Origin of the sequence: Pseudomonas sp. KU26590, assembly GCF_026153515.1 — a bacterium.
Classification (GTDB): Bacteria; Pseudomonadota; Gammaproteobacteria; order Pseudomonadales; family Pseudomonadaceae; genus Aquipseudomonas.
Genome location: NZ_CP110644.1, coordinates 1,044,323 through 1,067,352, shown reverse-complemented (window position 1 = coordinate 1,067,352; position 23,030 = coordinate 1,044,323). Strand labels below are relative to the sequence as shown.

The window sequence follows — 23,030 nt, the reverse complement described above, 5'->3', positions numbered from 1 at the left end:
TGATCCGGTCACGCAAAGAAGCGGTCAAGGGTCACTCATTTCAGCCAAAAGTAGCCATGCACGAACTCTACCAGCCCCGCGAAATCGAAGCCGCCGCCCAGACCTTCTGGGACGAGCAAAAGTCTTTTGAAGTCAGTGAACAGCCCGGCAAGGACACCTTCTACTGCCTGTCGATGTTCCCTTACCCCAGCGGCAAGCTACACATGGGTCACGTGCGCAACTACACCATCGGCGACGTGATCGCCCGCTATCAGCGCATGCAAGGCAAAAACGTGCTGCAGCCGATGGGCTGGGACGCGTTCGGCATGCCGGCGGAAAACGCCGCCATGAAGAACAACGTCGCCCCCGCCAAGTGGACCTACGAAAACATCGCCTACATGAAGAACCAGCTCAAGAGCCTGGGTCTGGCGATCGACTGGTCCCGCGAGATCACCACCTGCAAGCCCGATTACTACCGCTGGGAACAATGGCTGTTCACTCGCCTGTTCGAAAAAGGCGTGATCTACCGCAAGAACGGCACCGTGAACTGGGACCCGGTCGACCAGACCGTCCTGGCCAACGAGCAAGTCATCGACGGGCGCGGCTGGCGTTCGGGCGCGGTGATCGAAAAACGCGAAATCCCGATGTACTACTTCAAGATCACCGCCTACGCGGATGAGCTCCTGGAGAGCCTCGACGAGTTGCCGGGCTGGCCTGAACAGGTCAAGACCATGCAGCGCAACTGGATCGGCAAGTCCCGTGGCATGGAAGTGCAGTTCCCGTATGACCAGGCGTCCATCGGCGAAACCGGCACCCTGAAAGTCTTCACCACCCGCCCCGACACCCTGATGGGCGCGACCTACGTCGCCGTCGCCGCCGAGCACCCGCTGGCGACCCTGGCTGCGCAGAATAATCCCGAGCTGCAAGCGTTCATTCACGAATGCAAAAGCGGCAGCGTCGCTGAAGCCGACGTCGCCACCCAGGAAAAGAAAGGCCTGCCGACCTCGCTGTTCGTCGAGCACCCGCTGACCGGCGAGAAACTGCCGGTGTGGGTCGCCAACTACGTGCTGATGCATTACGGCGACGGCGCGGTCATGGCCGTTCCTGCACACGACGAACGTGATTTCGAGTTCGCGACCAAGTACAGCCTGCCGATCAAAGCCGTTGTACGCACCAGTGCGGGCGATGAAACCCCTGCGCCCTGGCAAGACGCGTACGGCGAGCACGGTCAGCTGATCAACTCCGGCGAGTTCGACGGGCTGGATTTCGCGGGTGCTTTCGACGCGATGGAAGCCGCGCTGCTGAAGAAAGAACTGGGCAACTCACGCACTCAGTTCCGCCTGCGCGACTGGGGCATAAGCCGTCAGCGCTACTGGGGCTGCCCGATCCCGATCATTCACTGCGACACGTGCGGCGACGTGCCTGTCCCGGAAGACCAACTGCCGGTCAAGCTGCCTGAAAACGTGGTACCGGACGGCGCCGGCTCACCGCTGGCACGCATGCCCGAGTTCTACGAGTGCAGCTGCCCGACCTGCGGCGCACCGGCCAAGCGTGAAACCGACACCATGGACACCTTCGTCGAGTCCTCGTGGTATTTCGCCCGCTACGCCTCGCCTCATTACGAAGGCGGCATGGTCGACCCGAAGGCTGCGAATCACTGGCTGCCGGTTGATCAGTACATCGGCGGTATCGAACACGCGATCCTGCACCTGCTGTACGCGCGCTTCTTCCACAAGCTGATGCGCGACGAAGGCCTGGTCAGCTCCAACGAGCCGTTCAAGAACCTGTTGACCCAGGGCATGGTCGTGGCCGAGACGTTCTACCGTCTGGAAGCCAACGGCAGCAAAACCTGGTTCAACCCGGCGGACGTCGAGTTCGAACGCGACAGCAAGGCCAAGATCATCGGCGCCAGGCTGATTGCCGATGGCCAGCCGGTTGAAATCGGCGGCATCGAAAAGATGGCGAAATCGAAGAACAACGGCGTCGACCCTCAGTCGATGATCGACCAGTACGGCGCAGACACCTGCCGCCTGTTCATGATGTTCGCCTCGCCGCCTGACATGAGCCTGGAATGGTCTGACTCTGGCGTGGAAGGCTCGCACCGCTTCCTCAAGCGCGTCTGGCGTCTGGCTCAGTCTCACGTGACGGCGGGCGCTGCAAGCGCACTCGACAAAACCGCCCTGAACGACGACCAGAAAGTCATTCGCCGCTCGATTCACCTGGCCATCAAGCAGGCCGGTCAGGACGTTGGGCAGCATCACAAATTCAATACCGCCATCGCGCAAGTGATGACGCTGATGAACGTGCTGGAAAAAGCGCCGCAGGTTTCAGCTCAGGACCGCGCGCTGTTGCAGGAAGGTCTGGAGACTGTTGCGCTGTTGCTGGCGCCGATCACCCCGCACATCAGCCACGAACTGTGGGCGGCGCTGGGTCACTCCGGTCCGATCATCGACGCCGGCTGGCCCGTGGTCGATGACTCGGCACTGGTGCAGGACACCTTGCAGCTGGTGATTCAGGTCAACGGCAAGCTGCGTGGCCAAATCGAGATGCCGGCCAGCGCCACCCGCGAGGAAGTCGAGGCTGCCGCACGGATCAACGAAAACGTTCTGCGCTTCATCGACGGCCTGACGATCCGCAAAGTGATCGTGGTACCGGGCAAACTGGTTAACATCGTCGCCAGCTGACGCAATCGGGCGCCTGCCTGCAGGCGCCGCATAAATTTCAAGAACCCGGGATGCCGGGTTCTAACGGATTCAAGGGAGCAACAAGATGATCAAACGCAATCTGCTGGTAATGGGACTCGCGGTTCTGCTGAGCGCCTGCGGTTTCCAGCTGCGCGGCACCGGCGCCAATTCACTGTCGATCAAGGAACTGGACGTGAGCGCGCGCGACGCTTACGGCGACGTCGTCACCCAGCTGCGTCAGACCCTGACCAGCAGCGGCGTACACGTCTACACCGGCGCGCAGTACAAACTGTTCATCGCCCGTGAAGACGAAACCCAGCGCACGGCGAGCTACGCCGGCTCCGGCCGTTCCGCCGAATACGAGCTGACCACCGTACTGAAATACGAAATTCACGGCAGCAAAGATGTTCTGCTGCTGGATGACTCCGTGCAGTCGCAGAAGGTCTTTGTCCATGATGGCAACAACCTGATCGGCTCTGACCAGGAAGCCGATCAGATCCGTAAGGAAATGCGCTCTGACCTCGTGCAGAAAGTGCTGGGCCGCCTGCAGCAACTGACACCTCAGCGCCTTGACGAGCTGCAAGCCAAAGCCGACGCCGCTGCCCGCGCTCAGGCTGACGCCGAAGCCGCTGCTCAGCGCATTCGCGACGAGACGCCACAACAGTCGCCTATCGAAATCCCGTCCAAGTGACGGCATCGGGGCCGGTTCGCCGGCCCTGATCTTTTCTGACCCATGAAACTCGCCCCCGCCCAGCTTTCCAAACACCTGCAAGGCACGCTTGCGCCCGTCTACATCGTCAGCGGCGATGACCCGCTGCAATGTCAGGAGGCGTGCGACGCCATCCGTGCGGCTGCGCGTCAGCAAGGCTATGACGAACGCCAGGTGTTCAGCGCCGATTCGAGCTTCGACTGGGGCACCCTGCTTCAGGCGGGCGCGAGCATGTCGCTGTTCGCCGAGCGCCGGCTGCTGGAGTTGCGCCTGCCGTCCGGCAAACCCGGCGACAAAGGCGCCGCCGCGCTGCTGGAATACTGCGGACGTCCTGCCGAAGACACGCTGCTGTTGATCAGCCTGCCCAAGCTCGACGGCTCGGCGCAGAAAACCAAGTGGGGCAAGGCGCTCGTTGAAGGCCCGCAGACCCAGTTCGTGCAGATCTGGCCGGTAGACGCCAGCCAATTGCCGCAATGGATTCGTCAGCGCCTTTCACAGGCCGGACTCGCAGCAACCCCAGACGCCATCGAGCTGATTGCCGCGCGGGTAGAAGGCAATCTGCTGGCGGCTGCTCAGGAAATCGAAAAGCTCAAGCTCATGGCCGACGAAGGCCAGATCACCGTCGAGACGGTACAGGCGGCGGTGGCCGACAGCGCGCGCTTCGATGTTTTCGGTCTGACTGACGCCATCCTCAACGGCGAAGCGGCCCACGCGCTGCGCATGCTCGAAGGGCTGCGCGGCGAAGGCGTCGAGCCTCCGGTCATTCTCTGGGCGCTTTCCCGCGAGCTGCGTGTGCTGGCCAATCTGGCGTTGCAGTTCAGTCAGGGCATCCCGCTGGACAAAGCGTTCAGTCAGGCGCGTCCGCCGATCTGGGACAAGCGCAAGCCGCTGATGAGCAAAGCCCTGCAACGTTACTCCGCGCGACGCTGGGGTCAGCTGTTGATGGACGCGCAACACATCGACGCGCAAATCAAAGGCCAGGCGCAAGGCTCGGTCTGGAGCAGCCTGAGTCGGCTGACGCTGCTGATGGCGGGACAACGCCTGGCCTTGCCGGCGGAATAATCTGTAACGTTTTGATAGCTCAGGTCAATTGGACAGCGGCGCCGAACTGGCAGAATATTCCCCGCTGCTCCACCCACCACTTGAGCGAGAACGCCATGAGCAAAGCCAAAAAGCGGCCGAACAAGGCCAAATCCATCGTCGCCCAGCCACTGTTCCGCAGCCGTCAGGAACAACCCGGCAAGGGCAAAGGCAGCTACCGCCGCGAAGCCTTCCAGTCTAAAAGCTGGGAGGCTTCTTCCGTTATGGCGGCGTGAAAACTTCAGGTTACTGACTGACGCCCCACCAGCAGGGCCGGCATGTTAAGGTCTGCACCTTCCGGTTTAGCACTGTGGACCCCAGAATGCCCCCAAGCTTTCCCCGTCACTGGCACCTTCGCCAGTTGATCGCCGCCTCCAGCCTCTTCGCGCTGGTCGCCTGTGCCGAGCAGCCTACCGCTGCCGTTGCCACCCCGCTTCAAACCGCGCCCGCCGCGCAAGTCGTCAAGAGTCTGCCCACGCCTTCAGGCGCAGTTGCGCAGCCTGACGACGGCAACTTTGAAATCCAGCCTGCGATGAGCTTCAGCGAGTGGCAGAGCCAGTTCCGTGCGCTGGCACTGAACGCCGGCGTGCGCCCCGATGTTTTCGACAACGCGTTTGCCGGCGTCACCCCGGACATGAGCGTGGTCAAGGCCGATCGCAGCCAGCCAGAGTTCAGTCGCCCGGTGTGGGAATACCTCGACGGCGCCATGTCGGCCGTGCGCGTGCGCAAGGGTCAGGCCCTGCTGAATCAATACGCTGACGCGCTGAGCGCCATCGAGCAGCGTTATGGCGTTGATCGCCAGGCACTGGTTGCCGTGTGGGGCATGGAGAGCAGCTTCGGCCAGTTCCAGGGCACTCAGTCAGTGATTCGCTCATTGGCGACGCTGGCCTATGAAGGCCGCCGACCGCAGTTTGCGCAGGATCAACTGATCGCAGCGCTGCAGATTATCCAGCACGGCGATATCGATGCACCGAGCATGCTCGGCTCGTGGGCCGGCGCCATGGGCCAGACGCAGTTCATACCGACGACCTACAACACCCACGCGGTCGATTTCGACGGCAACGGCCGCCGTGATATCTGGAACTCCCCCACCGACGCCCTCGCCTCCACCGCCCATTACCTGCAAAGCTCGGGCTGGCAGAAGGGCCAGCCGTGGGGCTTTGAAGTGCAACTGGCTCAGGGGTTCGACTACGCGCTGGCCGACGCTTCAACCCGTAAATCCATCAGTGAATGGCAACAGCTGGGTCTGAAACTGCCGAACGGGAATGCGCTTCCCGCCAATCTGCTGCAACAGCAGGCGGCGTTGCTGCTGCCCGCCGGCTACAAAGGCCCGGCGTTTCTGGTGATGGACAACTTCCGCGCCATCCTGAAGTACAACAACTCCTCGTCCTATGCACTGGCAATCGGTTTGCTGTCCGAGCGCTTCAATGGCGGCGGTTATGTACAGGGCAGCTGGCCGCGCGGCGATCGTCCTTTGAGCCGCTCCGAGCGTATAGAGCTGCAGACGCTGCTCTCGGCCCGACAGTACGACGCAGGCGCGCCGGACGGGATCATCGGCGCCAACACGCGTAAGGCGATTCGCAGCGCGCAGCAATCCTTTGGCTGGCCGGCGGACGGGTACCCGACGCAGGAATTGCTGGAGCAGTTACGCAAACCGTAACTGCTGCAGACATCATCCTCAGGCGAGCACACAACCTGTAGGAGCTGCCGGAGGTTACGACGGTGGCGAACGCGGTACGTCAGGCGACAGAAGCTTGTCGGGGCAACCGGGGTTCGCCAGCAAGCCGGCTTCTACAGAATGCGTATGCCGTTATAGCGATGCATGCTAGCCACACCGCCGTGAACGTCACGCATAAAAAACGGGCCGGATATGTCTATCCGGCCCGTTTTGCTTTCTGCATCAACGACGCTGTAATCAACCTGCAGTGAGCAGCGACTTGACCAGCTTGGCTTGCTCGTCCGCGTGATACGAGGAACGGACCAGCGGGCCGGAGGCGACGTTCTTGAAGCCCATCTTGTAACCTTCTTCGGCGAACCAGGCGAAGACGTCCGGGTGCACGAAGCGTTGCACCGGCAGGTGGTTGCGCGACGGTTGCAGGTACTGACCCAGGGTCAGCATGTCGATGTCGTGCTCGCGCATACGCTGCATGACTTCGATGACTTCTTCGTCAGTCTCGCCCAGACCCAGCATAAGGCCGGATTTGGTGGGCACGTGGGGGAGCATTTCCTTGAAGCGCTTGAGCAGAGTCAGCGACCACTGGTAATCCGAACCCGGACGCGCGGCCTTGTACAGCCGTGGCACGGTTTCCAGGTTGTGGTTGAAGACGTCCGGCGGCGTCGCAGCGGTGATTTCCAGAGCGATGTCCATGCGGCCACGGTAATCCGGAACCAGGGTCTCCAGCTGCACGTTCGGCGACAGCAAGCGGATCTCGCGGATGCAGTCGGCAAAGTGCTGGGCACCGCCGTCGCGCAGGTCGTCGCGGTCCACGGAAGTGATCACCACGTACTTGAGTTTCAGGTCAGCGATGGCGATGGCCAGACTCTTCGGTTCATCGAGATCCAGCGCTTTCGGACGGCCATGGCCGACGTCGCAGAACGGACAGCGACGGGTGCAGATGTCGCCCATGATCATGAAGGTCGCGGTACCGCCGGAGAAGCACTCGCCCAGGTTCGGGCAGGACGCCTCTTCGCACACGCTGTGCAGCTTGTGCTTGCGCAGCAGCGCCTTGATGCGGTCGACTTCCGGCGAGACCGGGATGCGCACGCGAATCCAGTCCGGCTTCTTCGGCAGATCGACCGTCGGAATGATCTTCACCGGGATGCGCGCGACTTTTTCCGCGCCGCGCAGCTTCACGCCGGCTTCCACTTTCGGACGAGCCACACGCTCAGGCGTGGCCACGCTCACTGTCGGGATCAGGGTTTGTACGGCATTCTCTGTATTCACGACAGTGTCAGCTGCCTCATACGCGGTAGTCATATCAATCGATTCCGCCCGTTAGGGTCGTCTGCTCAGCGTAGTCGAGGTGGTTGACGAGCTGCGCACGCAGCCGGGCACTAACCTCGGCAAATTCAATCGGCCCTGCCTGTTCACGCAGCTGGGTCATCGCCAGCCCCGCATACCCACAGGGATTAATCCGTTTAAAAGGGTCCAGATCCATATCGACGTTCAACGCGAGGCCATGAAACGAACAGCCGTTGCGGATGCGCAGCCCCAGTGAGGCGATCTTGGCGCCGTCGACGTAAACCCCCGGCGCGTCAGGCTTGGCAGCGGCGTTTACACCGTAACCGGCCAGCAGATCGATCAGGCTGCGCTCGATCCGGGTGACCAGTTCGCGAACGCCAAAGCCCAGACGGCGAACGTCCAGCAACAAATAAGCGACCAGTTGGCCGGGGCCATGATAAGTCACTTGGCCGCCACGATCGACCTGCACCACGGGGATATCCCCCGGCAGCAGCAAATGCTCGGGTTTGCCGGACTGGCCCTGGGTGAAGACGGGCGGATGCTGCACAAGCCAGACCTCGTCGGCGGTTTCGCGGTCGCGACCGTCGGTGAAGCGTTTCATGGCCTGCCAGGTGGGCTCGTAGTCGGTCAGCCCGAGTTCACGAAAGCCCAGAACCGCACCCATCACAGCACCATGTGCACGAAGCCGGTGGCCCGCAATTCGCTGTTGATGTCGTAAAGCTGGTCTTGACCGGTAGCAATGATATGCAGCTGAACGGTGGTGTATTTGCCGTTGCTGCTCTGGCGCTCGGCCAGGGTATTCATATCAACGGTGGCGTGCTTCTCGAGGATCTCGATGACCCTGTCTTTGAAGCCCACACCCGTGTCACCGATGATCTTGATCGGATAGTCGGCGCAGGGAAATTCGATTTTTGGCGCTTTAACGTCGGAATCTGTCATGGCAGTAACGGCCTCGTAAGCCGGAAAACGGACAGGCCCCCGTCGCGTTCGGCGACGGGGGCGTACGGAGCAACGGTCAGCTTTTGATCAATCGGTGATCAGTTGAACAGACCGTAGAAGAACAAGCGGATGCTATCCCACAGGCGGCGGAAGATACCACCTTCGTCAACGGCGTCCAGGGCGATCAGGTTGGCGCTGTGCACGACCTTGTCGTCCAGTTTGACCTCAACCTTGCCGATGACGTCGCCTTTGGCGATCGGTGCAACCAGCTGTGGATTCATGGTCATGCTGGCAGCCAGCTTCTTCAGCTCGCCTTTTGGCATGGTCATGGTCAGGTCGTCAGCCAGACCGGCTTTGACCAGACGCTCTGTGCCTTTCCAGACCGGCGCCTGAGCCAGCTCGGTGCCCTTCTGATAGAAGGTCTGGGTTTCGAAGAAGCGGAAACCGTAGGTCAGCAGCTTCTGGGTCTCGGCAGCACGAGCTTGCTCGCTGTTGGTGCCGAACACCACCGCAATCAGACGCATGCCATCGCGAACGGCCGAGGACACCATGCAGTAGCCGGCTTCTTCGGTGTGACCGGTTTTCAGACCGTCGACGGTCTTGTCACGCCACAGCAGCAGGTTGCGGTTTGGCTGTTTGATGCCGTTCCAGAAGAACTCTTTCTGCGAGTAGATCGCGTAGTGAGCCGGGTCTTCGTGGATGATCGCGCGCGCCAGCAGGGCCATGTCATGGGCGGTGGCGTAGTGATCAGGGTTCGGCAGGCCGGTCGGGTTCATGAAGTGGCTGTTGACCATGCCCAGGTCGGCAGCAGTCTTGTTCATCAGGTCGGCGAAGGCGTCTTCGCTGCCGGCGATGTGCTCGGAAAGCGCAACGCTGGCGTCGTTACCCGACTGAATGATGATGCCGTGCAGCAGGTCGCTCACGGTGACCTGGCTGCCCACTTTGATGAACATCCGCGAGCCGCCGGTGCGCCAGGCGTTTTCGCTGACGGTCACAGGGTCGTTTTCGCCGATCTGACCGCGACGGATTTCCAGCGTGGCGATGTAGGCGGTCATCAGCTTGGTCAGACTGGCCGGTGGCAGGCGCTGGTCGCCATTGTTTTCGACCAGAACGTTGCCGCTGTTGGCGTCCATCAGCACATAAGCCTTGGCAGCCAGTTGCGGTGGCGATGGCGTCATCTGTTCTGCCGCAAACACGGCAGGCGCGGTGAATAGCGGGATTAGCAGGCAAAGGCGTTTTGCAAAGCTGGTGATGTTCATCCGTCTCTCGAAAATGCTAATGGGCAAACATGCCCTTGCGGGCAAAGCGGGTGCCGGGCTACCCCGGCAAACGGGCTCACATTCTACAGAACGTGCCGTGAAAAGCTGCTGACAACGACAAACCCGGCTGGCAGGTCGTCGGTCAGGCCGCGAAAACCGCCTCCGTTACCGGGGCGGGTATCGCTGATAAAGCATATGGAAGCGTTACTGGTCCGAGGTGACGACGCTTGGCGAGCCGAGATTGGCCGACCTTACGCTGTTTTGCAGTTGCTGGGCTTCACCCGGCGTGTCGACCGGTCCCATCCGCACGCGATAGAGCGTCTGTTGATTGCGTGCGATCGAACTCACGAACACCGGCGCCCGCACCATCCCGCTCAATTTCGACCTCAGGAGTTCCGCAGCGTCCGGGTTGGCGAAGGCTCCCACTTGGAGAAATAGCCCAGACGCTTGTCCGGAAGCGTTTTTTTTTGCGTCGATCGGCACGGGTGTGACCGGGGCGGCGTGTTGCTGGGGCGGCGGCGTCCATTGCTCGATGGTACCCGCTGAGGCGGTGATCACCGGAGCGCCCGGTTGCGGCTGACGCGCTGGCGTGTTGCTCGCCACTTGTGGCTGATCCAGCATCAGTGGTGCCGGTTTGCCGCGCTGCGCCCAATACTGCGAAGGGTCGATGCCTTCGACTTTTACCCGCGCCGTGCCGTTTTCGGCATAACCGAGCTTCTTCGCCGCGGCGTAAGACAGGTCGATGATGCGATCGGAGTAGAACGGGCCGCGATCGTTGACCCGCAGGATCACCGTGCGGTTGTTGTCCAGGTTGGTCACGCGAACGTAGCTGGGCAGCGGCAGGGTCTTGTGCGCCGCGCTCATGCCATACAGGTCATAGACCTCGCCGTTGGCGGTGTTCTGGCCGTGGAATTTGGTGCCGTACCACGAGGCCGTTCCCGTCTGGGAATAGGTCTTGGCATCGCTGAGCGGGAAATAGGTCTTGCCCAGCACGGTGTACGGGTTGGCCTTGTAGGGGCCGGTGTGCAGGGTCGGAATGGCGTCGGGGATGCGCGAAACGTCAACGTCCCACCAGGGCGCGCCGTCTTTGTGCGCCCGGTTGATGTCCAGCCCGGGCTGCGAACGGATCACATTGCCCTGCTGCCGCTGCGTCGTGGTCGTCGGTCGGCTGGTTGAGCAGCTGACGATCAGCAGAGTCAGCGCCGCGAAGGCCATCAGTTTCAATGGTTGTTGCATCGGCAGTGACCGCATTACTTGACGTCCCGGGCTTGAACAAGCATTTCAGACAGCTGATGCACGGCCATGGCGTACATCACGCTGCGGTTGTACCGCGTGATTGCGTAAAAATTCTTCAGACCCATCCAGTATTCAGGGCCTTTGTCGCCATCGAGGCGAAACGCCGTGACCGGCATGTCGTCGCGCAGCGCATCATGACTCGCCCAGCCCAACGCTCGCAACTCCCCAACGTTCTTCACCGGATCAATGCCAGGGCTCAAGCCCTCGTCGACGCGGTCACCGCGCACGTCCGCGCGACTGACAACCGGCTGACCGGCCACCCAGCCGTGACGCTGGAAGTAGCTGGCAACGCTGCCGATTGCATCGTCCGGGTCGTTCCAGATATTGATGTGGCCGTCGCCGTCAAAATCCACTGCATAGGCGCGGAAGCTGCTCGGCATGAACTGGGGCAAACCCATGGCGCCGGCGTAGGAGCCTTTGAGCGTCAGTGGATCGACCTGTTGTTCGCGGGACAGCAGCAGAAACTCGCGCAGCTCCTTGCGAAAGAAGTCGGCGCGCTGGGGATAGTCGAATGCCAGCGTCGACAACGCGTCCATCACCCGGTAATTCCCGGTATTGCGGCCGAAAAACGTCTCGACGCCGATAATCGAAACGATCACCTGAGCGGGCACCCCGTATTCTTGCTCGGCGCGCGCCAGGGCGGCCTCGTGCTGACGCCAGAAGTCGACGCCCCGGGCAACGCGCGCGTCGGTGAGGAACATCGGGCGATAGTCTTTCCACGGTTTGACGCGTTCGGCGGGCTTCGAAATGGCATCGAGGATCGCCTGCTTGCGCTGCACATCACGGAACACCTCAATCAATTGCTCGCCCGCAAACCCATAATCGCGGGTCATTTCGCTGACGAACTGGGCGACTTGAGGGGAGCCGTCATAGTCACCGGCAAGTGATTCCTGCACTGAGCCGAAGATGCCCATCAGACCGACCAGCGGCGCATATCGAGCAGCCCAGCCACGCACTACTTGCATTGAGTTCTTCACCTTAATCAAACCTGAGCGATCCATTTGCGATGCGTGTGGATCGACATCAAAACACCAAACGCTGACAGCAGCGTCACCAGCGAAGTTCCGCCGTAGCTAATGAAGGGCAACGGCACGCCTACGACCGGCAACAGACCGCTGACCATACCGATATTGACGAAAACGTAAACAAAAAAGGTCATGGTCAGGCTGCCCGCGAGCAGCTTGCCGTAGAGCGTCTGCGCCTGGGCGGTGATCACCAGCCCGCGGCCGATCAGCAACAGGTAGATCAGCAGCAGCGCGCAAATCCCCACCAGGCCGAATTCTTCGCCGAGCACCGCAATAATGAAGTCGGTATGGCTTTCAGGCAAAAAGTCCAGGTGCGACTGCGTGCCCATGAGCCAGCCTTTGCCGAACACGCCGCCCGATCCGATGGCTGCCTTCGACTGAATGATGTTCCAGCCGGTGCCGAGCGGATCGCTCTCCGGGTCGAGGAAGGTCAGGATCCGCTGCTTCTGGTAGTCGTGCATAAAGAAGAACCACATGCCGACCGCCACCGGAACTGCGGCCGCGATCACGCTGATGATCCAGCGCCAGCGCAGGCCGGCCATGAACAGCACAAAGGTGCCGGACGCCAGAATCAGCAGCGAGGTGCCGAGGTCCGGCTGGCGCACGATCAGAATGAACGGCAGGCCAATCAGCCCGAGGCTCACCGCGACGTGCTTGAGGTGTGGCGGCAGCGTGCGCTTGGACAGGTACCAGGCGATGGTCGCCGGCATGATGATCTTCATGAATTCCGAGGGCTGGAAGCGGATGACCCCGGGAATGTTGATCCAGCGCGTGGCGCCCATGGCGTTGTGACCCATGACGTCCACCGCCACCAGCAGCAACACGCCGATCACATAGGCGGCGGGCACCCAGCGGGCCATGAATCGGGGTTCAAGCTGCGCAATGACGAACATCGACACCAGGCCGATACCGAAGGAGGTCGCTTGCTTGATCAGCAGGTCCCAACTCTTGCCGCTGGCCGAATACAGCACGAACAGGCTGCCCGCCGCCAACGTCAGCAGTAGGATCAGCAGCGGGCCGTCGACGTGGATTTTCTGCAGGAAGGTGGCGCGACGGCGCATCACATCTTCGCTGGACAGGATGCGGTCGAAATTACTCTTCACGGGCCGCGGTCTCCGGAGGCTGTGCATTGCTGGCGTATTCGGGTTTCAGATGGCCCTGGGGATCAAGCAGCCAGGCGTCCATGACCTGCCGCACCACCGGCGCGGCAACGCCCGATCCCGACTCACCGTTTTCGATCATCACCGCGACGACGATCTTCGGGCTGTCGGCCGGTGCGAAGCCGACGAACAAGGCGTGGTCGCGGTGGCGTTCCTGGACTTTCGAGCGGTCGTACTTCTCGCCCTGCCGAATGGCCACGACCTGGGCCGTACCACTCTTGCCGGCGATGCGGTACTGCGCACCAATCGCGGCTTTGCGCGCGGTGCCGCGAGCGCCGTGCATCACTTGCTGCATGCCGTGGTTGACCTTGGCCCAGTCCGACGGGTCGCGCAGGACGATGTCCGGCATCGGGTTTTCGTCCACCGGCTTCTGCCCTTCGACGGTCCTGGCCAGGTGCGGACGGTTCCACTTGCCTTTGTTCGCCACCAGCGCGGTGGCCTGGGCCAATTGCAGCGGGGTGGCCTGCATGTAGCCTTGACCGATCCCCAGAATGAGTGTCTCGCCCGGGAACCACGCCTGCCGCCGGGTGACGCGCTTCCAGTCACGGGACGGCATCAGGCCGGGGGATTCTTCGAACATGTCCAGCGAGACTTTCTGGCCGATGCCGAACTTGTTCAGGTACGCGGACAGCCGATCGATCCCGACCTTGTGGGCCAGATCGTAAAAGTAGGTGTCATTGGAACGCATAATCGCCGTGTCCAGATCCACCCAGCCATCGCCGGTGCGGTTCCAGTTGCGGTATTTGTGGTCGTAGTTCGGCAGCATGTAATAGCCGGGGTCGAAGACCCGCGTGCTGGCGGTGATCACGCCGGTGTCGAGGCCGGCAATCGCCACGGCCGGCTTGATGGTCGAACCCGGTGGATACAGGCCTCGCAGAATGCGGTTGAACAGCGGACGGTCGACCGAATCGCGCAGCTCGGAGTACGCCTTGAAGCTGATGCCGGTGACGAACAGGTTCGGGTCGAAGCTCGGCTGGCTGACCATCGCCAGCACCTCGCCCGTGCTTGGGTCCAGCGCCACTACCGCGCCGCGACGCCCGGCCAGCGCAGCTTCGGCGGCTTGCTGCAGCTGGATGTCGAGGCTCAGGACGATGTCCTTGCCGGGCACCGGATCGGTCCGTTTGAGCACGCGCAAGACGCGGCCGCGGGCGTTGGTTTCGACTTCTTCGTAGCCGACCTGACCGTGCAGCTCGGGCTCATAGAAACGCTCGATGCCGGTTTTGCCCATGTGATGGGTGCCGCTGTAATTCACGGGATCGAGGCTTTTCAGCTCTTTCTCGTTGATCCGGCCCATGTAACCCACCGAGTGCGCGAAGTGCTCGCCCTGTGGATAGTGACGAACCAGCTGCGCCACCACCTCAACGCCCGGCAGGCGGAACTGGTTGACGGCGATGCGGGCGATCTGTTCTTCGGACAACTCGAACAGAATGGGCACCGGTTCAAACGGCCGACGCCCCTGCTTCATGCGTTTTTCGAAGATGATCCGATCATCCGGCGTCAGCTCAAGGATCTGGACGATGGTGTCCAGCACTTGCGTCCAGTCACCGGAACGTTCGCGGGTCATGCTCAGGCTGAAGCTGGGCCGGTTGTCGGCAATGACCACGCCGTTACGGTCGTAGATCAGGCCACGACTCGGCGGGATCGGCTGCACGTGAACGCGATTGTTCTCGGACAGCGTCGAGTGATACTCGTACTGGATGACCTGCAGAAAATAAAGCCGCGCGACCAACACGCAGATCAGCACGACAACCGCGACTGCGCCGACCACGACTCGGCTGCGCACAAGGCGTGCGTCCTTTTCGTGGTCTTTCAGGCGGATCGGCTGAGACATTTAGGGCAGGTTCACAGTAAAGGCAGCGGCGCTACTTGTGATAAGGGTGACCGGACAGCACGGTCCAGGCACGATAGATCTGTTCACCGATGAGGATGCGCACCAGCGGGTGCGGCAACGTCAGCGGCGACAACGACCAGCGCTGCTCGGCCCGGGCACAGACTTCCGGCGCCAGCCCTTCCGGACCGCCGACCATCAGGTTGACCGTGCGCGAATCCAGACGCCAGCGATCGAGCTCGCCCGCCAGTTGCTCGGTACTCCATGGCTTGCCATGCACTTCAAGCGTGACGATCCGCTCGCCCGGCTGCACTTTCGCCAGCATGGCCTCGCCTTCCTGACGGATGAGGCGTGCCACGTCGGCGTTCTTGCCACGGGTGTTGAGCGGAATTTCCACCAGTTCCAGCGCCAGTTCGGATGGCAGACGCTTGGCATATTCATGCCAACCCTCTTCCACCCACTTGGGCATGCGGGAACCGACAGCGATCAGACGCAGACGCACGACGAAGCCTTAGGCCTGGTCTTTGTTCAGCTTGTCGAAATGCTCGTGAGCGTTTTCCGGGCTGTGGTGTGCAGCGCTGGCCGAACGGCTCTGCTCGGCACCGGCCCACAGACGCTCGAGGTCGTAAAACTGGCGAGCGGAAGCGGTCATCATGTGGACGATGGCGATGTCCAGGTCCAGCAGCACCCAGTCGCTGTTGCCCTTGCCTTCTTCGCCCAACGGCTTGAGGCCCTGCTTTTTGACTTCTTCGCGGACCTTGTCGAGCATCGCGTTGATCTGGCGACTGGAGGTACCGGTCGCGATGACCATGTAGTCGGTGATGCTCTGCTTGTCACGGACGTCCAGCACCTGGATGTCCACGGCCTTGACGTCTTCCAGTGCAGCTTTGATCACGTCGATGATTGGATTTACAGCGCGTTTGTCAGTCATAAAAAACTCTTTCAACTCGTATGTTTGGGCGTTTCTTCGCGCACTTGGCTGCGTTGAAACGCTCCTTCAGTTCGACGCACGGTAAAGCCCGTGCGTATCGATATAGGCCAGTACCGCGTCTGGCACCAGAAAACGTACCGACTTACCGCTGGCCAGCAGTTGACGGATCTGGGTGGCAGACACCGAAAGCGGCGTCTGCCAGACGAACGTAATTTTACCGCCGGGCCCTTTCAGGGCCTTTGGATCACTGACGGCACGTCCCGCGAGCAGATTTCGCATCGCATCCGGGGACTCGCTGTCGGCGTCCGGGCGTTGCAGCACCACGATATGGCAGTGCTCCAGCAACTCTTCCCACCGATGCCAGGAAGGCAGCCCGCAAAAGGCGTCCCAACCCAGCAATAAAAATAGCTGATCATCGGCGGCGAGTTCCGCGCGCATCGATTCCAGCGTGTCGATCGTGTACGACGGCTTGTCGCGCAACAGCTCGCGATCATCCACCGTCAATGGCGGCACCCCGGCGACCGCGCACTGGACCATCGCCAGACGGTCCTGCGCCGAAACGCTCGGCGTATCGCGATGAGGCGGTCGGGCGCTGGGCGTCAGACGCAACTCATCGAGTTTCAGCAGCTCGGCGACTTCCAGTGCGCCACGCAAATGGCCAATGTGCACCGGGTCGAACGTGCCGCCGAGTATGCCGATGCGCTTGGCCACCCGTGCAGTGTTCAGCGGGACTGCAATCGGATCGGCCACTGCCTGCGCGCCGCTGCCTGAAGGCTGACCGACGTCGGCCAAGTCAGACTGGCCCCTGCCCGCGCAATTGTGTGCCATCGCCGACGACGATGTATTTCTCGCAGGTCAGGCCTTCAAGCCCCACGGGACCGCGCGCGTGAATCTTATCGGTCGAAATGCCGATTTCCGCACCCAGGCCGTATTCGAAACCGTCGGCAAAGCTGGTGGGCGCGTTGACCATCACCGAACTCGAGTCGACTTCAGCCATGAAGCGGCGAGTCTGGGCTTGCGAGTCGGAGATGATGGCGTCGCTGTGATGCGAGCCATAGTGATTGATGTGTTCGATGGCCTGGTCCAGACCGGTAACGATGCGGATCGACAGGATCGGCGCAAGGTACTCGGTGTGCCAGTCTTCTTCGGTGGCGGGCAAAACGTCGATGAGGTCGCGGGTGCGCTCGCAACCGCGCAGTTCGACGCCTTTTTCACGGAACTGGGCGGCCATGGGCGGCAGGAAGTCTGCGGCGACGGTTTGATCGACGAGCAGGGTTTCCATCGCGCCGCAGATGCCGTAACGGTAGGTCTTGGCGTTGAAGCTGATGCGCTGGGCAGCGGCCAGGTCGGCATGGGCGCTGACGTAGACGTGGCAGATGCCGTCCAGGTGTTTGATGACCGGGACTTTGGCGTCACGGCTGACGCGTTCGATCAGACCTTTGCCGCCACGGGGAACGATGACGTCCACGTACTCCGGCATGGTGATCAAGGCACCCACGGCGGCGCGGTCGGTGGTTTCGACGACTTGCACGACGGCGGCGGGCAAACCTGCGTCATCGAGGCCACGCTGGATGCAGGCGGCGATGGCGCGGTTGGAATGTATGGCTTCGGAGCCGCCACGCAGGATGGTGGCGTTACCGGATTTGAGGCAGAGGCTGGCGGCGTCGATGGTGACGTTGGGGCGCGACTCATAGATGATGCCGACGACGCCGAGTGGCACGCGCATTTTGCCGACCTGGATGCCGGACGGCTGGAAGTTCATGTCGCGCAGGGTGCCGATGGGGTCTGGCAGGCTGGCGACCTGGCGCAGGCCGGCGATCATGCTGTCGATGCGGGCCGGGGTCAGGGAGAGGCGTTCGAGCAGAGCGGGTTCGAGTCCATTGGCGCGGCCGGCAGCGAGGTCTTGTTCGTTGGCGGCGGTCAGCTCGGCACGGGAAGCGTCCAGCGCGGCAGCGGTGGCTGCAAGGGCGCGGTTCTTCTGTGCGGTGCTGGCACGGCCGATCACGCGGGAGGCTTCGCGGGCGGCGCGACCCAGGCGGGTCATGTAGTCAAGAACGGACTCAGTCATGGTCTCGGGGGTCTTGGCAAATGGGAAAGCGGCGGATTATAGCTGTCGGGCGTGCTGAACGACAGCGGCGACGGGCGGATGGTCGGAATAAGGCCGTTTTGTTGTTCTCAAGGCGGAGCGGCGGTAGTGCAACCGAGGGTATATCCGTTATCTCCAGCGTCACGAATTATGGTTCCGCCCTTACGGCGGGTCACTTTTTCCAACAGCCGAAAAAGTAACCAAAAAGGCCGTGCTCCTGGTTGGGCCCGACTTCGTCGGGTTCCTTCACTCCGGTCTCGCTCCGTGGGCCCGCGCCGAACGGACATCCATGTCCTGACGGCGCTCTCGCCGCATCCATGCGGCTCGGCCCACTACGCGAGACCTGCGTTCAGCCTGCACCCAAGTCGCGATTGGCGGTGTTTGAGCCTTTTGCGTATGAAGATCAAAAGCAGATCAGAAGCACAGCAAAAGCAAATCTAGTGCAGATCAAAAGCTTCCAGGCTAAAGCCGGTCCTACAGGGGTCGCAGCCGGTCCCACTGGCGGGATGCGATGCTTTTAGTGGGACCGGCTTTAGCCGGGAAGGCGCCAGTTCAGGCGCTGGTATTGGCGGCCCCGTGCTTACACACCCATTCAGCTCCAATTAAGGCCGATGTTGATATGATCGCGGTCCATTCTCTGACTGCACTCATCCATGCCTGACCCATCGCCACGCGCCCTGCCGGACAGTTTCTTTAATCGCGACGCTCAGACGCTTGCCCGAGATTTGCTCGGCAAGGTGATCCGTCACAAGGTCGACGGGTTGTGGTTGTCGGCGCGGATTATTGAGACGGAGGCGTATTACGTGGCCGAGAAAGGCAGTCATGCGTCCCTCGGTTACACGGAAAAACGTAAGGCTTTGTTTCTGGAAGGCGGGCACATTTATATGTATTACGCCCGTGGCGGTGACTCGCTGAACTTCAGTGCGGAAGGTCCGGGCAATGCCGTATTGATCAAATCGGCCTATCCCTGGGTCGACGCGGTCTCCGATGAGAACGCCCTCGCCCGCATGCTGCTCAACAATCCCGACACCAGCGGAAACGTGCGTACGCCAGAGCGGCTGTGTGCCGGGCAGACGTTGCTGTGCAAGGCGCTGGGCCTGAAAGTGCCGATGTGGGACGCCAAACGCTTCGATGAAGAACAGCTGTTTGTCGAGGACGTGGGCCAGCGACCGCCGCGAATCATTCAAACGACGCGCCTGGGCATCCCCGCCGGACGCGACGAGCACCTGATGTACCGGTTCGTTGACGCCGCCTATGCCCGGTTCTGCACACGGAACCCGGTCAGACGCGGGCAAGTCGAAGGACGCGACTATATTTTCATCGAGCAAGGAAACTAAACCCATGGGCGCGTGGCTCGACAGCATCACCTCTTGGCTAAGCGCCAACCCTTCCTGGCTCGGCGCGGCGATATTCATTGTCGCGTTCATCGAGTGCCTGGCCATCGCCGGCATTGTTGTCCCCGGCACCGTGGTGCTGTTCGCGATCGCCGCACTGGCCGGCAGCGGCGTGCTGCCCTTGGGTGAAGCGCTTTTGCTGGGCTTCCTCGGTGGGATATTGGGCGACCTGGTCTCGTATTTCCTCGGCCGGCGTTTCCATCAGAAAATTCGTCAATTGCCCGGTCTTCGCAATCACCCGGAGTGGATCGGCGGCGCCGAGACGTACTTCCAGCGCTACGGCATCGCCAGCCTGCTGGTCGGCCGCTTCATCGGCCCGCTGCGCCCGATGCTGCCGATGGTGGCCGGGATGTGCGACATGCCGTTCGTGCGTTTTGCCGGTGTCAGCTTGATTGCCGCCGCGGGCTGGTCCGTGGCCTATATTCTGCCGGGTTGGGCGACCGGTGCGGCCATCCGCTTGCCGCTGCCGGAAAACTTCTGGCCCCAAGCAGCAGTGGTCGGTGCCGGCCTGGCGATTCTGCTGGGCATCAGCGTGCAGAGCAGCCTGCGGCAAAAGCCTTACGCGACCAAGGTTATCGCCCTGACGTGCTTCATTCTGTTGGGGAGTGTGTTTCTAGGCTGGCCGTATCTGGCCGATTTCGATCAAGGCATCATGACCGTGGTGCAGGCCGGACGAAGCGCTGCGGCCGAGAGTTTCGTGGTGATGGTGACGGGGCTGGGAGATTTCCGCACTCAGTTCTGTGCCGCCGCCCTGCTGACAATCCTGCTGATCGTCACGCGTCAGTGGCGCCATGCGATCTTCGTGGTTGGCACCACTCTCGGCGCTGCGCTGATCAATCAGAGCATGAAATACACCTTCGCCCGCGCACGGCCTGAGGTACTGACGGAGGCCCTGGGGACTTACAGCATGCCGAGCGGGCATGCATCGGCATCGTTTGCGCTGTTCATGTCGCTGGCGGTGCTTGCCGGCCGGGGTCAGCCGGTGAGACTGCGATTGACCTGGCTGCTGCTGGGCGGGATACCGGCGCTGGCGATCGCGATGTCACGGGTGTATCTGGGCGTGCACTGGCCGACGGATGTCACGGCAGGGATGCTGCTGGCGTTTTTCACGTGCGCGGCGAGTCTTGCGTTCGTGCAGAACAAGAAGCCGTTGGAGGCGCTGCCAATCAAGGTGTGGTGGCTGTTGCTGCCAGCGATGGTGGCGCTGTTCGGTGGCTTTGGACTGCACTCGTTCTCGCACGGCTTGATCCGCTATCAGTACTGACGCGGCCTGGATGCGGCCCGACGGGTTAACCATCCGGGCCGCGCTACCGCGAGCAGAACACTGCAATCACGGCTGCATGTCGCCCTGCATCTCGTCGAGCAGGTCCTGAATCGCGTCGAGCCTTTGTTCGGCGTCTTCAATTTCCAGCAGCTCGATCTTGTCTTCTTCGGCGAACGGCAGCAGGTAGGCCAGTTGGTTGGCCAATGAATGCTGACCGCTGGCGGTGAGGCCCATGTTCAGCGCGGCCACCATCGGGTGTTCGGCCAGTGCGGCGAGTAACGCGACAAGATCGTCGTCCTCCTCCTGCAGCGGTTGCTCTTGGGGATCGTCCAGCCACTCGACCTCGCCGACCAACAGGTTGTCGCGCTGGGTGCTGTAGTCCTTCACCCGAAAGCGTCGAGCACCCACTACCCGAATGCCGAGCAGGCCGTTGTCCTGCTTCTGGAAATCGGTCACCCGTGCTTCGCAGCCGATCAGCGAGAAACCGTCCGGCACGTCGCCCGTCTCACTGCCTTCAGTGATGCAGACCACACCAAAGCCTTCGCCCTGCTTCATGCAGCGGCCAATCATGTCGAGGTAGCGCGCCTCGAATAGCTGGAGATCGAGCACGCACCCCGGGAACAGCACGGCATTTAGTGGAAACAACGGCAACGACATAAACCTATCCTCAAGCAACCAGAGACACCGCCAACGGCAGGAACAAGGCCGTGGCGACACCCATCAAACTCATCGCCAACGCCGCGAAGGCGCCGCATTCCTCACTTTCCTGCAGGGCCGCCGACGTACCCACCGCGTGAGCCGTCAGCCCAAGGGCCATGCCTCGGGCTTCCGGGCTGTTTACCCGCGCCAGGGTCAGCAGGCCGGGGCCGAATATGCCGCCGATCACCCCGGTTATCAACACAAACACCGCGGCCAGCGCCGCCACACCGCCAATCTGCTCGGCGACCAGCATGGCAATCGGCGAAGTCACGGACTTGGGCGCCATGGTCATCAGGATCATGTGATCCGCGCCGAGCATCCAGCCCAGGCCCACGCACAGCCCGGTGGCCAGTACGCCGCCCACCACCAGCGTAGTCAATACCGGCCAGAACAGTTGCCGGATCCGCCGCAGATTCAGAAAAAGCGGCACTGCCAGCGCAACCGTCGCCGGGCCAAGCAGGATGCTGAGGATTTCAGTGCTTTTGCGGTATTCGACGTAGGACAGTCCGCAGCTCACCAATACGCCAATCACCACCAGCATCGAAATGAGCACCGGCTGCAAAAACACCCATCGGGTTTTCTCGTAGCCGGCCAGCACCAGTTGATAAGCGCCCAGCGTGATGGCGATGCCGAACAAGGGGTGATGAATCACCGACAGCCAGGCGCCGTGCCAGTCCAGGCTCATGATGGCTCCCGGCGATTGGCCTGACGGTCGATGAGTTTCTGCATCAGCCAGCCGGCGAAGGTCAGCGAGACCATAAGGGAAATAACCAGCGAGCCGACAATCGCCCAGAAGTCCTCGGCGATCTGGTCGGCATACACCATCACGCCCACGGCGGGCGGCACCAGCAGCAACGGCAGATATCGCAGCAGGCTGCTGGCGGCCAGGCTGATGGGTTCGCTGACTTCGCCGCGGGTCATCAGGTAGATCATCAACAGCACGAGCCCGATGATCGGGCCGGGCAGTATCGACAGAAACAGGTGATTGAGCGCGGTTCCGATCAGTTGGAACAGCACAAGCCAGGTCAGGCCTCTTAGCAACATAGAAAACTCCAGCAGATTCACGGCGACATTATAGGCACGCCACCCGCGCTGCCTATGGGGTGGTATTCGCCAGTTGAGGGCACATTGACCCGCGCAGTGCAGCGTGCTGATCTTCAATGCCAAGCAATAACAGCGCCGACGTCACCGTGCCTGTGAAGATCGCGCGCGAAAACAATAACTGGCAAGGAGAGTAGCGATGCCCCACGTACCCGATGCAGAACTCAAAAGCTATGAAGGCAAGGACCTGGGATGCTCCGACTGGCTGACCATCGATCAGGCGCGCATCAATCTGTTCGCCGAGGCCACCGGCGACTTTCAGTTCATCCACGTCGATCCGGTCAAAGCAGCGCAAACCCCGTTCGGTTCGACCATCGCACATGGGTTTCTGTCGCTTTCGCTCATGCCCAAACTGATGGAGTCCTTGATGGTCGTGCCTGAAGGCATGCAAATGGCGATCAACTATGGCCTGGACAGCGTGCGTTTCATTCAGCCGGTGAAAGTGAATTCGCGCGTTCGTCTAAAAGTCACGCTGGCGCAGGTCACCGAAAAGAAGCCCGGCCAATGGCTGCTCAAAGCCACGGCAACGCTTGAAATCGAAGGCCAGGACAAGCCTGCGTTCGTTGCTGAACCGCTTTCGCTGTGCTTTGTGTAACCCTGCTATCCCTCCCGGAACCCTCCCGAAACATGAAAC

23 protein-coding genes are annotated in these 23,030 nt (G+C 61.6%); 8 read left to right on the top strand and 15 right to left on the bottom strand.

The features are described from left to right. Positions 1–56 precede the first annotated feature (56 nt). From leuS to OKW98_RS04905, 5 genes are all read left to right on the top strand, one after another. Positions 57–2,663: a leucine--tRNA ligase gene (gene leuS / locus OKW98_RS04925; RefSeq protein WP_265388184.1), complete on the top strand. Its 2,607-nt coding sequence runs from the start codon at positions 57–59 to the stop codon at positions 2,661–2,663. 85 nt (positions 2,664–2,748) lie between these two features. Further along, positions 2,749–3,354 (top strand): LPS assembly lipoprotein LptE, encoded by a 606-nt coding sequence (gene lptE / locus OKW98_RS04920; RefSeq protein WP_265388183.1) that lies wholly within the window; start codon positions 2,749–2,751, stop codon positions 3,352–3,354. A gap of 42 nt (positions 3,355–3,396) precedes the next feature. Then, positions 3,397–4,434, top strand: coding sequence for a DNA polymerase III subunit delta (gene holA / locus OKW98_RS04915; protein ID WP_265388182.1), 1,038 nt, complete (start codon positions 3,397–3,399; stop codon positions 4,432–4,434). A 95-nt stretch (positions 4,435–4,529) separates the two neighbouring features. Next, positions 4,530–4,688, top strand: a complete 159-nt coding sequence (arfA, locus tag OKW98_RS04910) for an alternative ribosome rescue factor ArfA (RefSeq protein WP_265388181.1) — start codon at positions 4,530–4,532, stop codon at positions 4,686–4,688. 86 nt (positions 4,689–4,774) lie between these two features. Continuing rightward, on the top strand, positions 4,775–6,112 hold the full coding sequence (locus OKW98_RS04905) for a lytic murein transglycosylase (RefSeq protein ID WP_265388180.1): 1,338 nt from the start codon (positions 4,775–4,777) through the stop codon (positions 6,110–6,112). Between the two features lie 255 nt (positions 6,113–6,367). Here OKW98_RS04905 and lipA read toward each other — a convergent pair whose 3' ends face one another. The 12 genes from lipA to OKW98_RS04845 form a co-directional block, all read right to left on the bottom strand. Beyond that, the gene (gene lipA, locus OKW98_RS04900; RefSeq protein ID WP_265388179.1) at positions 6,368–7,429 is read right to left on the bottom strand and encodes a lipoyl synthase; all 1,062 of its coding nucleotides are present in this window, start codon (positions 7,427–7,429) and stop codon (positions 6,368–6,370) included. Position 7,430: 1 nt separating this feature from the next. Continuing rightward, entirely contained in the window at positions 7,431–8,078 is a 648-nt protein-coding gene (lipB, locus tag OKW98_RS04895; RefSeq protein WP_265388178.1) for a lipoyl(octanoyl) transferase LipB, read from the bottom strand. Continuing rightward, a complete protein-coding gene (locus OKW98_RS04890; RefSeq protein ID WP_265388177.1) occupies positions 8,078–8,353 on the bottom strand; it encodes a DUF493 domain-containing protein in 276 nt (91 codons plus the stop codon). The genes lipB and OKW98_RS04890 overlap by 1 nt, the downstream gene beginning before the upstream one ends. 98 nt (positions 8,354–8,451) lie before the next feature. Beyond that, the gene (locus OKW98_RS04885; protein ID WP_265388176.1) at positions 8,452–9,612 is read right to left on the bottom strand and encodes a D-alanyl-D-alanine carboxypeptidase family protein; all 1,161 of its coding nucleotides are present in this window, start codon (positions 9,610–9,612) and stop codon (positions 8,452–8,454) included. Between the two features lie 204 nt (positions 9,613–9,816). Further along, a complete protein-coding gene (locus OKW98_RS04880) occupies positions 9,817–10,863 on the bottom strand; it encodes a septal ring lytic transglycosylase RlpA family protein (protein WP_265388175.1) in 1,047 nt (348 codons plus the stop codon). Continuing rightward, complete coding sequence (mltB, locus tag OKW98_RS04875) at positions 10,863–11,873, bottom strand: lytic murein transglycosylase B (RefSeq protein ID WP_265388174.1); 1,011 nt, start codon at positions 11,871–11,873, stop codon at positions 10,863–10,865. Before mltB ends, OKW98_RS04880 begins: the two co-directional genes overlap by 1 nt. A 17-nt stretch (positions 11,874–11,890) precedes the next feature. Further along, positions 11,891–12,994: a rod shape-determining protein RodA gene (gene rodA / locus OKW98_RS04870; protein ID WP_265389652.1), complete on the bottom strand. Its 1,104-nt coding sequence runs from the start codon at positions 12,992–12,994 to the stop codon at positions 11,891–11,893. A gap of 31 nt (positions 12,995–13,025) precedes the next feature. Next, entirely contained in the window at positions 13,026–14,924 is a 1,899-nt protein-coding gene (gene mrdA / locus OKW98_RS04865; protein WP_265388173.1) for a penicillin-binding protein 2, read from the bottom strand. Positions 14,925–14,955: 31 nt separating this feature from the next. After that, positions 14,956–15,423, bottom strand: a complete 468-nt coding sequence (gene rlmH, locus OKW98_RS04860; RefSeq protein WP_037017961.1) for a 23S rRNA (pseudouridine(1915)-N(3))-methyltransferase RlmH — start codon at positions 15,421–15,423, stop codon at positions 14,956–14,958. 9 nt (positions 15,424–15,432) lie between these two features. After that, complete coding sequence (rsfS, locus tag OKW98_RS04855) at positions 15,433–15,852, bottom strand: ribosome silencing factor (RefSeq protein WP_237255042.1); 420 nt, start codon at positions 15,850–15,852, stop codon at positions 15,433–15,435. A gap of 66 nt (positions 15,853–15,918) precedes the next feature. Beyond that, the gene (gene nadD, locus OKW98_RS04850; protein WP_265389651.1) at positions 15,919–16,563 is read right to left on the bottom strand and encodes a nicotinate-nucleotide adenylyltransferase; all 645 of its coding nucleotides are present in this window, start codon (positions 16,561–16,563) and stop codon (positions 15,919–15,921) included. An 82-nt stretch (positions 16,564–16,645) separates the two neighbouring features. After that, positions 16,646–17,920: a glutamate-5-semialdehyde dehydrogenase gene (locus OKW98_RS04845; RefSeq protein ID WP_265388172.1), complete on the bottom strand. Its 1,275-nt coding sequence runs from the start codon at positions 17,918–17,920 to the stop codon at positions 16,646–16,648. Positions 17,921–18,591: 671 nt separating this feature from the next. Here OKW98_RS04845 and OKW98_RS04840 point away from each other — a divergent pair. After that, positions 18,592–19,275 (top strand): DNA-3-methyladenine glycosylase, encoded by a 684-nt coding sequence (locus OKW98_RS04840; RefSeq protein ID WP_265388171.1) that lies wholly within the window; start codon positions 18,592–18,594, stop codon positions 19,273–19,275. Positions 19,276–19,279: 4 nt separating this feature from the next. Next, complete coding sequence (locus tag OKW98_RS04835) at positions 19,280–20,596, top strand: bifunctional DedA family/phosphatase PAP2 family protein (protein ID WP_265388170.1); 1,317 nt, start codon at positions 19,280–19,282, stop codon at positions 20,594–20,596. A gap of 66 nt (positions 20,597–20,662) precedes the next feature. Here OKW98_RS04835 and OKW98_RS04830 read toward each other — a convergent pair whose 3' ends face one another. Genes OKW98_RS04830 through OKW98_RS04820 form a run of 3 tightly spaced genes read right to left on the bottom strand, consistent with a single transcriptional unit; the run spans position 20,663 to position 22,339 of the window. Continuing rightward, positions 20,663–21,253, bottom strand: coding sequence for an LON peptidase substrate-binding domain-containing protein (locus OKW98_RS04830; RefSeq protein WP_265388169.1), 591 nt, complete (start codon positions 21,251–21,253; stop codon positions 20,663–20,665). 10 nt (positions 21,254–21,263) lie between these two features. Next, complete coding sequence (locus OKW98_RS04825) at positions 21,264–21,974, bottom strand: LrgB family protein (RefSeq protein WP_265389650.1); 711 nt, start codon at positions 21,972–21,974, stop codon at positions 21,264–21,266. 2 nt (positions 21,975–21,976) lie between these two features. Continuing rightward, positions 21,977–22,339, bottom strand: coding sequence for a CidA/LrgA family protein (locus OKW98_RS04820; RefSeq protein WP_065988384.1), 363 nt, complete (start codon positions 22,337–22,339; stop codon positions 21,977–21,979). A 196-nt stretch (positions 22,340–22,535) separates the two neighbouring features. On the opposite strand from OKW98_RS04820, the gene OKW98_RS04815 reads away from it, so the two are divergent. Then, positions 22,536–22,991 carry a MaoC family dehydratase gene (locus OKW98_RS04815; protein WP_265388168.1) on the top strand — a complete coding sequence of 152 codons (456 nt, stop codon included), beginning with the start codon at positions 22,536–22,538 and terminating at the stop codon, positions 22,989–22,991. Positions 22,992–23,030: the final 39 nt, after the last annotated feature.